We start from the raw sequence: 13,050 nt of genomic DNA, 5'->3' as shown, positions 1-13,050 counted from the left end.
CCGCCGTACGGAACTATTGTTCTGCCTTCGTGCCGATCGAAGCATGATTCATGCGTTCAGCCCTTTTCCCCAACGATCGCCGCTGCAGTGAAACCTCTCATCCCCATTCTCCCTTTCTCCGTACCCGCCGCCGAACGGCGCGGCGACGCTTCGATCAGATTTTCACGAACCGCAGCCGCAGCGAATTGGCGATTACGCTCACCGACGAGAGCGCCATCGCGGCGGCAGCGATGATCGGCGATAGTAAGAGCCCGAAGGTCGGAAAGAGCACGCCCGCTGCCACAGGAATGCCCGCGACATTATAAGCGAAGGCGAAGAAGAGATTCTGGCGGATATTCGTCATTGTCGCATGGCTGAGGTGGCGCGCCCGCACGATGCCGAGAAGGTCGCCGCGAAGCAGCGTCACACCCGCGCTCTCGATCGCGACGTTGGTTCCCGAACCCATCGCGATGCCGACATCGGCGGCGGCGAGCGCAGGGGCGTCGTTGACCCCGTCGCCTGCCATGGCGACGATCCGTCCCTGCTCGCGCAGCCGCTGGACGACCGCGCTTTTCTGGTCGGGCAGGACGTCGGCCTCGACCTCGTCGCGCCGGGCGATCGCCTCGGCGGTGACGCGATTGTCGCCCGTCAGCATGATGACGGTGATTCCGGCCTCGCGGAGCGCCGCGAGCGCTTCGCCCGTCGTCGCCTTGACCGGATCGGCGATGGCGATGACACCGGCCGCCTTGCCGTTGACCGCAATGTAGATCGCCGTTGCGCCATCGGCGCGAAGCCGGTCGGCCGCTTCGGCGAGCGCGCCAAAATCGACGTCATTTTCCTCGAGGAAGCCGGCATTGCCGAGAACGATCACCTTGTCGTCGACGACCCCGACAATGCCTTTGCCGACGGGCTGGTCGACCCCCGATGGTTCGACGAGCGCGAGTCCGCGATCCTCGGCCGCCTTGACGATCGCGGCCGCAAGCGGATGTTCGCTGCTCCGCTCGAGGCTCGCCGCGATCCGGAGCAAATCCTGCTGCTCGAACCCGTTGGCGACCTCGATTGCGACGACCGAGGGCCTGCCTTCGGTGAGGGTTCCGGTCTTGTCGACGACGAGCGTGTCGACCTTCTCCATCCGCTCAAGCGCCTCGGCATTCTTGATCAGCACCCCGGCTTCGGCGCCGCGTCCGACGCCGACCATGATCGACATCGGCGTCGCGAGGCCGAGCGCGCATGGACAGGCGATGATCAGCACCGACACGGCCGCGAGTGGCGGCCGGCATGACGGGTTCGAGCGCCATCCCGCAGATCGGACAGTGTCCCGGGCCGGGGCGCTGGATCTCGGGGTGCATCGGGCAGGTCCAGATCGCGCCTTCGGGGGCCGCGATCACCCCTGCCTTTGACGCGTAATGGTCGGGATCGGCCTCGAATTTTGCCAGGCAGCCCGCGCTGCAAAAATAGTGATGCACGCCGCCATGCGTCGCGACATGCGTCGTCGTCGCAGGGTCGACGGTCATGCCGCAGACCGGGTCGTCCGTAGCCCCGCCGGCTTCTGCTGCGTCGTGATGATCGTGCATCGCCACCGCTCCTGTCATTGTCCTGGCGCCACCGGAAAAGGCGCGCCGCCCGGGTTCCCGGTCGGGATCGCCCCGGACGCCCCAATTTCTTCGTGGCTGCAGAAGGAGCCCGCTCCTATTGATACGCAAGAAACGGCCGCTGCCCTCAGATTTATGGACAGGCGCGATTTAGATGTCAGGCTTGCGCGCCCGGATGATGCCGATCGCGCCGGTGGGCGTGCGGAAATCTTCAAGCACGCGAATGTCGTGGAAGCCGGCCTCTTTGATCAGCACCGGCAACACACCGTCGGCATTTGGCTGGGTATCATCGATGCCGTCGAGCTGCTGGATCGTCAGGCGGAACAGCAACCGCATCAGCCGGCCGCGTTGCTCGCCATAGTCGGCGATATAGAGTTCGCCGCCGGGCGCGAGGGTCAGCCAGGCTTCGCGCAGCAACCGTGCCTTTTCCTCGAGCCCGACCTGGTGCAGTACGAGGCAGATCGCGATCTTCGCAGGGGAAGGCCAGTCCTGGACGGCGGCAGCCGAGAAGAAGCCGACACGAAATTCCGGCGGCGACGCAAGCCGCCCGGTCTTGCGGCGGGCGATTTGCGTGGCGGCTTCATCGGGATCGATGCCGAAATAGCGGATGCCTTCAGCCCGGGCGGCGATTGCCAGTGCAAGATTGCCCGTGCCCGAGCCGATGTCGAGAAGGATGTCGCTTGGGGCGAGGGTCATATGCCGGGCGAGGCGGGCGCGCCAGATCCGCTCGCGGGTCGCAATGGCGACGCCGAAATCGTAGAAGGGCGTGAGGAAATGATAGCCAGCCGCCGGTGTATAGGAAGGCGGCGTCGGTATTGTTTCGGTCATCTTCCACTCCTCTGCCTATCTCGGGCCCGGCGCCCAGCGAGCAAGCAAGCCCGCCGGGCGCGCGCCGAACCGTCGCATAGGAGCCTGCGGAGATCTGGTCTTGAATGTTTCGCCGGGCGCGGCGCAAAGATTTCGCTCAGGCTATGATTTCGCACGAGAAGGCCTGGATGCCGGCAGAGGGCGTCACGCCGAGCCATTGGGCGCAGCGCCGCGTGAAATGGGATTGATCGGCAAATCCGCCCGCCGCTGCCGCGTCGGCGAGGTTGCCGCTGTCGACCAGCGCGCGCAGAGCGCGCTGGAGTTGCCGCCATTGCAGCAACTTCGCCGGGGGCACGCCGAAGTCCTGGTTGACGATTTCGCGCAGGCGCGAAGGAGAGAGGCAAGCCGCGTCGGCAAGAGCGTGCACGCTTCCGAGGCTTGAGGGGAGCGCGAGCGCCGAGGTTATCCTCTTGTCCACTGCGCTGCGTCTCGATCGGTCGAGATAGTCCGACGCCCAGCGCCTTGCGTCTGCGGCACTCGCAATGCCGGCGAGCCCGGCCGTTTCGTCAGGGGCTAGAACAACGGGCACCGCCTGGCTCGAAATCCGGACGCCGGTGCGAAAGAGCGGGTCGAGATACAAGGATCGCACGGCCGCCCCGGTCGGCCCCAGCCGGTGGCGAACATGAGAGGGTATGGCCACCGCATATCCCGCCGGGATCGTCAGGTTGGTTTCGCCAAAGATCTCCAGATTCTGTTCGGCGGCGAGGCTGATCTGATGCGCGAGGTGGCTATGCGGCCGACTGGTCCCAATGCGCGCGTCGATCAAGGCCCAGCCTTCGGCGAGCATCATCGAACCCGACCAGGCTGAGGTGTTCGGCGTCACATGGGTTCGGCGCTGAGAAAAGGTTCGAGGGTGCCGAACCAGGCGACCAGCGCGAGGATCGCGAGCGCCGCGGATGCTTCGATCATCAAGCTCCTCCGCATTGCCCCGAGCGGCCTGGCCGGGTCGGATGCGACGGCTTCCGGGTCAACGGCCGCGACAAGCGCGGGTGTCAGCCGCCAGCGATTGTCGGCGGCAAGCACGAGCATCAAGGCGAAGAGCGCGAGCTTCGCAACGAGCAACTGTCCGTAGAGCGACGCCCAGGACTGGCCGATATTCTCCGCCCCGACGATCATCTGGCTGTTGACGAGGCCGGTCGCGGCGATGACGAGGACGCAGACCGTGCCGATGACAGAAAATTGATCGAGGCTGCGCGACGCAATCTGCAGACCGTCGGACCACCGACCGGCGCGTTCGGGAGACAGCAGGAGGATGAAGGCGCCGATTGCCCCGATCCAGACGGCGGCTGCAAGCATATGCAATATGTCGCTTACCCGGTGGAACGTCCCCGCTGCGCCTTCGGTCGCGCCGGCGTGACCTGACCAGACGAGCGTCGCGACAGCCAAGGCTCCCGCGACCGCCAGCACGGCGGCTGCAAGCGTCGGCCGCCGTGTCATCCAGATCGAGGCTGCCAGCGCGACAAGGAGCGCGGCGCTCCGGTATATCCATGCGGCACCGACGTCGGTCTGCTGCACCAAATCCCGGAAAGACTGAAGCTCCAGTTCGAGGAGACCCACGCCCTGCATCGAAGCGGCGAGTATGCCCATCCCCAAGGTCGACACGAGCAGGCCGGCACTGCAAAGCCATCGCTCCGTTCGCCAGACCATCGCGGTGAGTTCCGGTCTCCGGCGCTCCTCACGCGTCAGCGCATAGAGCGGGAACGCGGCAAGGCCGGCGACGAGCATCAGGTCCGCGTAGAGCGCGAACCTGATGCCGATCAGGACGGGATCGCCCACCGGTTACTTGACGGTGAAGCTGAATTCGCTGCCCATGCGGTGGGTGTCGGCGCCGGCGGCGGACCATTTCACCTTGTAGGTTCCGGGCGTCAGTGCCCGCTTGAGCGCGAGCGTCATCGACTTGCCGTCCTTACCCATCGCCGAGGTGTAGCGAATTTTCATCGGCGCGTGATTGGCCATGCCCGGCATTCCGGTCATGACGAGCTCGGTCTTGACCGTCGAGGCGATCACCTTCTCGTTGAACTTCAGGCTGACCGATGTCACTTTCGATACGGTCGAATTGGCCGCGGGCGTCGAACCAACGAGCTTGGTATGCGCGCTCGCCGCGGCCGGCATGAGGAGCAGGGCGAAAGCCGCCGCCGCAGAGGGGAGAAGCGATTTGAACATAAAGACCTCCAATTGCGTATCTGTCCTGCTAATACGCAGGACATCGGCATAGCCCTCAAACATTCTGGCTTGAGGGATGAAGCGCTCGGCTGCGTATATGCAAGAATAGAAGGATTTGACGAGACGGTCGATGGATGAAGAGCTTCGCATATTGAACAGGATCGACCTGCCCGCAGCGCTCGATGCGCTCGACGATCGCATCATGGGTGCGCTGGCGGTTCGCCGGCGCGAGGCGGTAGCGATGCGGCGCCTGATGGCGCTGGCGGCCTTTGTTTCGCTGGGCGGCGGGATTGTCGCGGGCAGCGCGATCTCCCAACCGGCGGTGGCGGCCAGTCCGCTCACCCCGTTCGGTCCGCCGAGCGCACTGGCACCCTCCACCTTGCTCGACGCGCAGTAACGATGCCGTCGCGCCGCCTTTTTCTTGTCGGGCTCATTGCATTCGCCGCCGCCATCGCGGGCGTCTTTGTCGGGCGCTTTGTGTCGGACGCGCCGAAAGCGAGCGAAACCGAATTGCACGCGCTTCTTCACAGCGAACTCGACCTGACCGCGGAGCAGGCGGCGAAACTCGAGCGGATCGAAACCGAATTCGCCGGGCGCCGGCGGGCCCTCGAGACGGAAATGCGCGCCGCCAATGTCCGGCTCGCGCAGGCGATCGAAGCCGAGCATGGCTACGGGCCGCGCGTTACCGAGGCGATCGACCATACCCATGAGGTGATGGGGACATTGCAGAAAGAAACGCTCCAGCATCTGTTCGCCATGCGCGGCGTGCTCAACCGCGACCAGGCGGCGATGTTCGACAAGACCGTGGTCAAGGCGCTGACCGCCGATGCGCGGTGAACCCCGATCTATCGCAATGTAGCGACCGGGAACTGGCCGCGTCCGCGCGTGTCGGCCGCGAAGATGCGCATCGCGAACTGCTGAGCCGCTACAAGGCTTCGGTTTACCGGCTTATCGTCAGGCAGATCGGCGATGCCGAGGAGGCGATGGACCTGACGCAGGAAAGCTTCGTCGCCGGTTTCTCGGCGCTCGATCGATACGATGGCGATCGCCCCTTTCGCATTTGGATAAGCGGCATCGCAATCAACAAATGCCGCGACTGGGCGCGTCGACGCAAGGTGCGCGCCTTTTTTGCCCGCGCGCTCCCGCTCGAGAGTGCGCACCATGTCGCCAGCGACATCCCGTCCCCCGATATGGAAACCGGCGACAGGCTGGAGCTTGCGAGAGTGCGGGCGGCGATAGCCGAACTGCCGCAGAATCTGCGGGAGGTCATTCTCCTTCGCGGACTGGATGAGGCGAGTCAGTCCGAGGCGGCCGCGATTCTGCATGTCAGTGAAAAGACGATCGAGACGCGACTCTACCGCGCCCGCGCCCGTCTCAAGGCCTTGCTGGCCGGAACAAGCGATGACGCGCGGAGTTGACGTGTCGTTCGCGTCCCCACGATCCACAATTTGCGGCATTTTTATGAGGGGCAAAGGCCTCGCCTGCGTATGGCATTAGGAACAGACAGCAACAGTCGGGAAGAACATGCAGATACACAGGCGACAGTTCGTGAGCGGAGCTCTGGGCGGCGGCGCGGCCGCGGCTGCGGCGGCATGGTTTCCGGCCTGGGCGCAGCCGGTGTCGTCCGGCATTACAGCGCCTATCCCGACAGTAACGGGTAACGACATCACCCTGCGCATCGCACGCCAGACGATGCGCATCGACGGCAAGCTGAGCCGCGCGATCGGCGTCAACGGCACGGTGCCGGCACCGCTGGTGCGCCTCAGGGAAGGGCAGACGGCGAAGCTCACCGTCGTCAACGACCTCGACGAGGACAGCTCGATTCACTGGCACGGCCTGATCCTGCCGTTCCAGATGGACGGCGTCCCCGGGGTCAGCTTTCCCGGCATCAAACCGCGCTCGAAATTCGTTTATGAATTCCCGGTCGTCCAGTCGGGCACCTATTGGTATCACAGCCATTCGGGCTTGCAGGAACAGCTCGGCCATTATGGCCCGATCGTCATCGACCCCGCCGGCGCCGACCCGATCGGCTACGACCGCGAACATGTCGTCGTTCTGTCGGACCACAGCCAGCTGTCGCCCGAGGTGATCTTTCGCAAGCTCAAGGTCAACCCCGGCCATTTCAACATGCAGCGCCAGACCTTGTCGGGGCTGCTTGCCGGCAAGGACCAGTCGCTGAAGGAGCGCGTCGAATGGGGGGCGATGCGGATGGACCCGACCGACATCGCCGACGTCAACGGATCGACCTACACTTTCCTCGTCAACGGCCACGGTCCGCGCGACAATTGGACCGCGCTCTTCAATCCCGGCGAGCGCGTGCGGCTGCGGATCGTCAACGCCTCGGCCATGACGATCTTCAACCTGCGCATTCCAGGCCTCCGGATGACCGTCGTTCAGGCCGACGGGCTCAACGTCGTGCCGACCGAAATCGACGAGTTCCAGATCGCCGTCGCCGAAACCTATGATGTCATCGTGACCCCGGTCGAGGACCGCGCCTATACGCTCGTCGCCGAGGCCAACGACCGCTCGGGCATGGGACGCGCGACGCTCGCCCCGCGCGCCGGCATGATCGCCGACGTCCCGCCGCTGCGCGAACGGCCGCTTGCGACGATGAAGGACATGGGCATGGGCGATATGTCGGGCGGCTCGATGGCGGGCATGGATCATTCGGGCGCCGCCACCGCTGGCGCCATGCCGATGCCCGCAAGCGATCCCACCTGCTCTCCCGAACATGCCAAGATGGGCCATTGTACGCCCGCGGGCGACGGCGGTGCGATGGCGGGAATGGATCATGGTTCGGGCGGCGGAATGCAGCACAGCATGCGCGACTTCAGCGTCGCGCCGCAGGTCAAGCGCGACCCCAGCGTCCAGACGATCTCGCCGATGCCCGTCGACCGCATGGGCGAGCCGGGGCAGGGTCTTGAGGATGCCGGCCACAAGGCGCTGACCTATCATGATCTCGTGGCACTCGAGCGCAACCCCGACGTGCGCGCTGCCGAGCGGTCGCTCGACATCCACCTCACCGGCAACATGGAACGCTTCATGTGGTCGTTCGACGGGGTGAAGATGTCTGATCACCACGAGCCGATCCCTTTCATCGAGGGCGAGCGGGTCCGGATCAACCTCATCAACGATTCGATGATGAGCCACCCGATCCACTTGCACGGCCATTTCTTCGAACTGGTCACGGGGAAGGGCGACCGCTCGCCGCGCAAGCATACCGTCCTCGTCCAGCCGGGCGGGACCGCGAGTTTCGACTTCACCGCCGACGCGCTCGGCGACTGGGCGTTCCATTGCCATATGCTTTACCATATGCACGCGGGGATGATGCGCGTGGTCAGCGTTCGCCCGAAGGGAGACGCGCAATGACCCGCATCGCGCTCCTCCTTTCGAGCATCGCGCCGCTCGCCTTCGCAGCCCCCGCCGCAGCCCAATCGATGGATCATTCGATGCACGGCTCGGCGCCGACTCCTGCTCCCACGCCCGCGCCGGTAACGCAGCCCGCGCCCGAGGCGCCCGCGGACGGATCGATGGAGCAGACGGACCATGGCGGCATGCAGGGCATGGACATCGAGCCCGAGGCTTCAAGCTGCTCGCCTGAACATGCGGCAATGGGTCACTGCACGCCCGAGCCCGAGGCTCCAAATAAGGATACGAGCGAAGTCGCGTCGGACATGGGGACGATGGATCATGGCACTGCGCCGCCGTCCGATCCCGACTGTCCGCGCGAACATGCCCAAAAGGGCCATTGCACGCCGAAGGCCGCACCGTCGGGTGCCGGAACCGGCGCGGCCAGTGGCACCGACCTGCCGCCGGGCGACGCTGCCGCGCCGGCTCCGCCGAGCGACTGGTACGCCGACCGCATTTATCCGAAAGACGAAATGGAGCATTCGCGCCATGCGATGATGGCGGAGAATGGCGCGCAGAAGATTGCCTTCATCAGCTTCAATCTTGCCGAATATCAGGCGAGGAAGGGCCGCAACGGTTATCGCTGGGACGGCGAGGCCTGGTATGGCGGCGACATCAACCGGCTGACCGTCAAGAGCGAAGGCGAAGGCGTTTTCGGCGAGGGCATCGAAGAAACCGAAACGCAATTGCTCTACAGTCGCGTGGTTGGCCCCTATTTCAACGCGCAAGCCGGCATAAGGCAGGATTTCGGACCGGGACCCGACCGGACCTATGCGACGATCGGCTTCGAGGGACTCGCGCCTTACTGGTTCGAGGTCGAAGGCGCGCTCTTCCTGTCGACCAAGGGCCACCTGCTCGGCCGAATCGAAGGCTATTATGACCAGCGCATCACGCAGAAGCTGATCCTCCAGCCGATGGCCGAGCTCAATCTTTCGGTGCAGGACATCCCCGAAATCGGGATCGGCTCGGGCTTGTCCGACGTCGAGCTCGGGCTCCGCCTGCGCTACGAGATCGTCAAGGAGTTCGCGCCCTATGTCGGGGTCGAATGGGCGCGCAAGGTCGGCGACACCGCGCGCTTCGCGCGGGCCGCGGGCGACGATGCGAGCAAAGTCAGCCTGGTCGCGGGGGTCCGGGTCTGGTTCTAGCTGCGGGGCGGCGAAACGGCCAGGAGAAGCGTCGTGAAACCAGCGTATCGCAGCCTAGCGTGGCAAACTTTGATCAGCGCAATCATCATGTATCTGGTGATGTTCGTCATGATCGACCGCCTGTCGAGCTTCTACAACAATCTCAACATGGCCTATATGACGCTGATGATGGTCGCGCCGATGGTGGTGCTGATGATCGTCGCCATGCCCGGCATGTTTCCGAACCGGCGCCGCAACATCGTCATTCTCGCCGGCGCCGCCCTCGCGTTTTTCGGCAGCTTCGCGCTCATCCGCACCCAGACGACGATCGGCGACAACGCCTTCCTGCGATCGATGATTCCGCATCATTCGGGCGCCATCCTCATGTGCGAGCAGGCCAGCCTGACCGATCCCGAGGTCCTTGGCTTGTGCCGCGACATCATTGCCGGCCAGAAGGCCGAGATCGACCAGATGAAACTGATATTGGATCGGGAATGAGCATGAAATCGCAATGGAGCCGGCGAAGCCTGCTCGGACTGGTCGCTGCCGCGGGCGGCGCGATCCTGTCCGGATGCGACCGCGGCCCCGCGGCCAAGCCGACGCAGTCGGAGAAGGCGAATTCGCCCGCACCCGCCAAGAGCGCTGCGCTTCTCGTTTACCGCGATCCCGAATGCGGCTGCTGCGAAGCATGGGCCGAGATTGCCCGCGAGGCCGGCTATGCAGTGACGGTCGAGAACCGCGCCGATATGGCCGCGGTGAAGGCGCGCTATGGTGTTCCGCCGGACCTGGCATCCTGTCACACCGCGATCGTTGCGGGTTATGCGGTCGAAGGCCATGTGCCGATGCCGCATGTCGCACGACTCCTTCGCGACAGGCCCCGAGACATAAAGGGTATCGCCGTCCCGGGCATGCCGCACGGCTCGCCGGGGATGGAAATGCCCGACGGGAGCAGGGGCGACTTCGAGGTGATGGCCTTCGATCGCGATGGGCGCGTGTCGGTTTTTTCCGCTTAGCCGGCGGGCGCGAAATAAATTCAAAAAATGTCACGCAGGGGTGAGGGGTAGATGCTTCGCATGCGTATTATAAGAACCGGTTGCGCATCGCTGTCACGTATCTAAGATATTGATCTTCAATGTAATTTCTTATTGACCTGTATATACATTTGATGCTCTCTGAGGTGGGTAACGCAACCAGAAGGGGGTTTCGCGATGAAGATCAGGACAGTTTTGCTCGCCGGCGCCGCAGCTTTTGCAGGTCTTTCCACGCCGGTATTCGCGCAGACCGAGTCGCCGGCCGATACCGGAACGGACAGCGCCAGCAGCGGCAGCGATATCGTGGTGACCGGGTCGCGCATCCGCCGTCAGGATCTCGCGGGTGTCGGACCGGCAACCGTCGTCTCCGCCGAGCAGATCGAAAACACCGGCGTCGTCAATATCGAGACGGTGCTCCAGCGACTGCCAGCCAACGCCGGCTTTGCGGGCAACCAGACCTCGGCCTATTGGGCAAACAATGGCTATGGCACCGCGCAGGTGAACCTGCGCGGCCTCGGCATCAAGCGCACCCTCGTCCTGCTCAACGGCCGCCGCCTCGTCGCGGGCGGCACCGGGGCGAACTCCTCGCCCGACCTCAACATGATCCCCGTCGCGGCGCTCGCGCGCACCGATGTCCTCAAGGACGGCGCTTCGGCGATCTATGGCGCCGACGCGATGGCGGGCGTCGTCAACCTCGTGACACGCACGGACTATGAAGGTCTCGGCCTCAGCGTGCGCCAGGGCATCACCGAAAAGGGCGACGGATCGGATTTCACTGCCGATCTGCTCTGGGGCGTTCGCAACGACCGCGGCGGTTTCATGGCGGCTGTCACTTACCAGAAGACCAAGGCGGTCAACATGGCATCGCGGGCGCCTTGCTCGCTGGCCGAAACCACGCCGGGAACGCTTGGCTGCATCAACAGCGCCTCGACGATTGGTGGCCGCGCGGTGCTGCCGAACGGCCAGCAGATCAATTTCAACCAGACGCCCGGCGGCAACGGCAATTTCTTCGAGCCCTACAACGCGGCGAAGCATAATTTCAATTCGGCTCCGTTTCTCAATGCGGTGAGCCCGGTCGAACGCGTCAGCACGGCTTTCTTTGCCGACTATGATATCACCGACAATATCGAAGCCTTCGGCGAGTTCCTCTACACCTTCCGCAAGTCGAACCAGATCGCGACGCCGGGTACGCTGCGCAACCTCTCGATTGCGGCGAGCAATCCGACCAACCCGACGGGGCAGAACATCGTCCTGATCCAGCGCCGGCTCGCCGAGCCGGGGCCGCGCCAATTCTTCCAGGAAACCGACACCTGGCAGGGGACCTTCGGCCTTCGCGGCAAGCTTTCGAACAACTGGGGATGGGAAGTCGCGGGCGCCTTTGGCCGCAATACTGCGGTTGATGGCTCCACGAACATCGCCAATCTCGAACGCGTCCGCAACACGCTCGACACGACCAAGTGCAGCTTGGCCGCAGGCGCTTCGATCCCGTGTGCCGACTATCTCGGCTTCGGCGACCTGACCCCCGAGGTACTCGACTATATCCTCTTCACCTCGCGCGACCGCGGCGGGAACGAGCTCGCGACGGTCACCGCCGACCTCAACGGCGATCTGTTCAAGCTGCCTGCGGGACCCGTCTCCTTCGCGGCGGGCGTTGTCTATCGCAAGGAAAAGGGCTGGCGCGATCCTGATCCGCTGACCGTGCTGGGGATCGCTAACACCAACCAGCAGAGCCCGATTTCGGGGACGAGCATCGCCAAAGAAGCCTATCTCGAACTGTCGGTGCCGATTCTGGCCGACAAGCCCTTCTTCGAAGCGTTGACGCTCGATGGCGCGGTCCGCTATTCCGATTATGATCTGTTCGGCAGCGACTGGAACTACAAGGCCAGCCTCGACTGGATGATCAGCGACAGCTTCCGGCTGCGCGGCACTTACGGCACGGGCTTTCGCATTCCGAACGTCCCCGAATTGTTCGGCGGCGTGTCCGAAGGCAATCTCACGACCACCGATCCCTGCTCGCGTTATTCGACGAGCGGCAATGCCGGGCTGATCGCCAATTGTCAGGCGTCGGGCGTGCCGGCAAACTATGTCCAGCTCGGTACGACGATCCTGACCACGGTCGGCGGCAACGAGGATTTGAAGCCCGAAAGTTCGACGACCTGGACGGTCGGCACGGTCATCGCCCCCAAGGGGCTGATCCCGGGCCTGTCGCTGACCGCCGACTGGTTCGACATCAAGATCAAGGACGCGATCCGCGCAATCCCGGGTTCGACGAAGCTTGCCATTTGTTATGCCAGCACGAACCTGTCGCATCCCTTCTGCGACGATTTTACGCGCAGCCCGCTGACCGGCGAGGTGACTTTCCTCTCCGCTCAGCCGATTAACACCGGGCGCGAGGAAATGAACGGCCTCGACCTGGGGCTCGTTTACGCGGGCGGCATCGGCAGTGTGAACATCTCGCTCGACGTCAACCTGACCTATCTCAACAAATATGTCGTCCTGCCCTTCCCGGGCGGCGCGCCGATCGACTTCGACGGCTTCATCGGCGGCGGCAACGGTGGCTATCCGAAGTGGCGCGGCTATGGCGTGCTGACCGCGGAGAAGGACGGTGTCAGCGCGACCTGGTCGACCCAGTGGATCGGCAAGGCGACCGATTTCAATGCGGCGCCCGGAGAGATCGGCTACAGCACGCCCAACGTCTTCTACCACAATCTCCAGGTCGCATTCGAGATCGACGAGAAGACCCGGTTCCAGGTCGGCGTCGACAATCTTTTCGATCGCAAGGCGCCCTATATCCAGAGCTTTACCGATGCGAACACCGACACGATGACCTATGATCTGCTCGGACGGCGTTTCTACGTCGGCTTCCGGACGGCTTTCTGAGGGTAA

At 64.2% G+C, this 13,050-nt stretch carries 12 protein-coding genes and 2 pseudogenes; 8 read left to right on the top strand and 6 right to left on the bottom strand.

Going from position 1 to position 13,050, the window contains the following annotated elements; all coding sequences use genetic code 11:
• Positions 1-154 precede the first annotated feature (154 nt).
• From AC1RNQ_RS19310 to copC, 6 genes and pseudogenes are all read right to left on the bottom strand, one after another.
• Positions 155-1,246: pseudogene (locus tag AC1RNQ_RS19310) on the bottom strand (heavy metal translocating P-type ATPase); the annotation flags it as partial.
• A gap of 49 nt (positions 1,247-1,295) precedes the next feature.
• Positions 1,296-1,493 (bottom strand): annotated as a pseudogene (locus AC1RNQ_RS19305) (YHS domain-containing protein); the annotation flags it as partial.
• A 228-nt stretch (positions 1,494-1,721) separates the two neighbouring features.
• The gene (locus tag AC1RNQ_RS19300; RefSeq protein WP_493173775.1) at positions 1,722-2,399 is read right to left on the bottom strand and encodes a class I SAM-dependent methyltransferase; all 678 of its coding nucleotides are present in this window, start codon (positions 2,397-2,399) and stop codon (positions 1,722-1,724) included.
• A 136-nt stretch (positions 2,400-2,535) separates the two neighbouring features.
• Positions 2,536-3,228 carry a helix-turn-helix domain-containing protein gene (locus AC1RNQ_RS19295; RefSeq protein WP_493173773.1) on the bottom strand — a complete coding sequence of 231 codons (693 nt, stop codon included), beginning with the start codon at positions 3,226-3,228 and terminating at the stop codon, positions 2,536-2,538.
• 29 nt (positions 3,229-3,257) lie between these two features.
• Positions 3,258-4,214, bottom strand: coding sequence for a copper homeostasis membrane protein CopD (gene copD / locus AC1RNQ_RS19290; RefSeq protein WP_493173771.1), 957 nt, complete (start codon positions 4,212-4,214; stop codon positions 3,258-3,260).
• Between the two features lie 3 nt (positions 4,215-4,217).
• On the bottom strand, positions 4,218-4,601 hold the full coding sequence (gene copC / locus AC1RNQ_RS19285) for a copper homeostasis periplasmic binding protein CopC (protein WP_493173769.1): 384 nt from the start codon (positions 4,599-4,601) through the stop codon (positions 4,218-4,220).
• 151 nt (positions 4,602-4,752) lie between these two features.
• On the opposite strand from copC, the gene AC1RNQ_RS19280 reads away from it, so the two are divergent.
• From AC1RNQ_RS19280 to AC1RNQ_RS19245, 8 genes are all read left to right on the top strand, one after another.
• Positions 4,753-4,998, top strand: a complete 246-nt coding sequence (locus tag AC1RNQ_RS19280) for a hypothetical protein (RefSeq protein ID WP_493173767.1) — start codon at positions 4,753-4,755, stop codon at positions 4,996-4,998.
• A gap of 2 nt (positions 4,999-5,000) precedes the next feature.
• Positions 5,001-5,438, top strand: a complete 438-nt coding sequence (locus AC1RNQ_RS19275) for a periplasmic heavy metal sensor (protein ID WP_493173765.1) — start codon at positions 5,001-5,003, stop codon at positions 5,436-5,438.
• Complete coding sequence (locus AC1RNQ_RS19270; protein ID WP_493173763.1) at positions 5,435-6,019, top strand: RNA polymerase sigma factor; 585 nt, start codon at positions 5,435-5,437, stop codon at positions 6,017-6,019. The genes AC1RNQ_RS19275 and AC1RNQ_RS19270 overlap by 4 nt, the downstream gene beginning before the upstream one ends.
• Before the next feature lie 106 nt (positions 6,020-6,125).
• Entirely contained in the window at positions 6,126-7,970 is a 1,845-nt protein-coding gene (locus AC1RNQ_RS19265; protein ID WP_493173761.1) for a copper resistance system multicopper oxidase, read from the top strand.
• The gene (locus tag AC1RNQ_RS19260) at positions 7,967-9,154 is read left to right on the top strand and encodes a copper resistance protein B (protein WP_493173759.1); all 1,188 of its coding nucleotides are present in this window, start codon (positions 7,967-7,969) and stop codon (positions 9,152-9,154) included. Before AC1RNQ_RS19265 ends, AC1RNQ_RS19260 begins: the two co-directional genes overlap by 4 nt.
• Before the next feature lie 87 nt (positions 9,155-9,241).
• The gene (locus tag AC1RNQ_RS19255; protein ID WP_493173949.1) at positions 9,242-9,631 is read left to right on the top strand and encodes a DUF305 domain-containing protein; all 390 of its coding nucleotides are present in this window, start codon (positions 9,242-9,244) and stop codon (positions 9,629-9,631) included.
• Positions 9,632-9,633: 2 nt separating this feature from the next.
• The gene (locus AC1RNQ_RS19250) at positions 9,634-10,146 is read left to right on the top strand and encodes a DUF411 domain-containing protein (protein WP_493173757.1); all 513 of its coding nucleotides are present in this window, start codon (positions 9,634-9,636) and stop codon (positions 10,144-10,146) included.
• 195 nt (positions 10,147-10,341) lie between these two features.
• Positions 10,342-13,044, top strand: a complete 2,703-nt coding sequence (locus AC1RNQ_RS19245) for a TonB-dependent receptor domain-containing protein (protein WP_493173755.1) — start codon at positions 10,342-10,344, stop codon at positions 13,042-13,044.
• The last annotated feature ends 6 nt before the right edge of the window (positions 13,045-13,050 follow it).

Source organism: Sphingopyxis sp. GW821-FHT12F08 (genome assembly GCF_058806755.1).
Note: the sequence above shows the minus strand (reverse complement) of the source record. Positions and strands in the feature narration are given on the sequence as shown.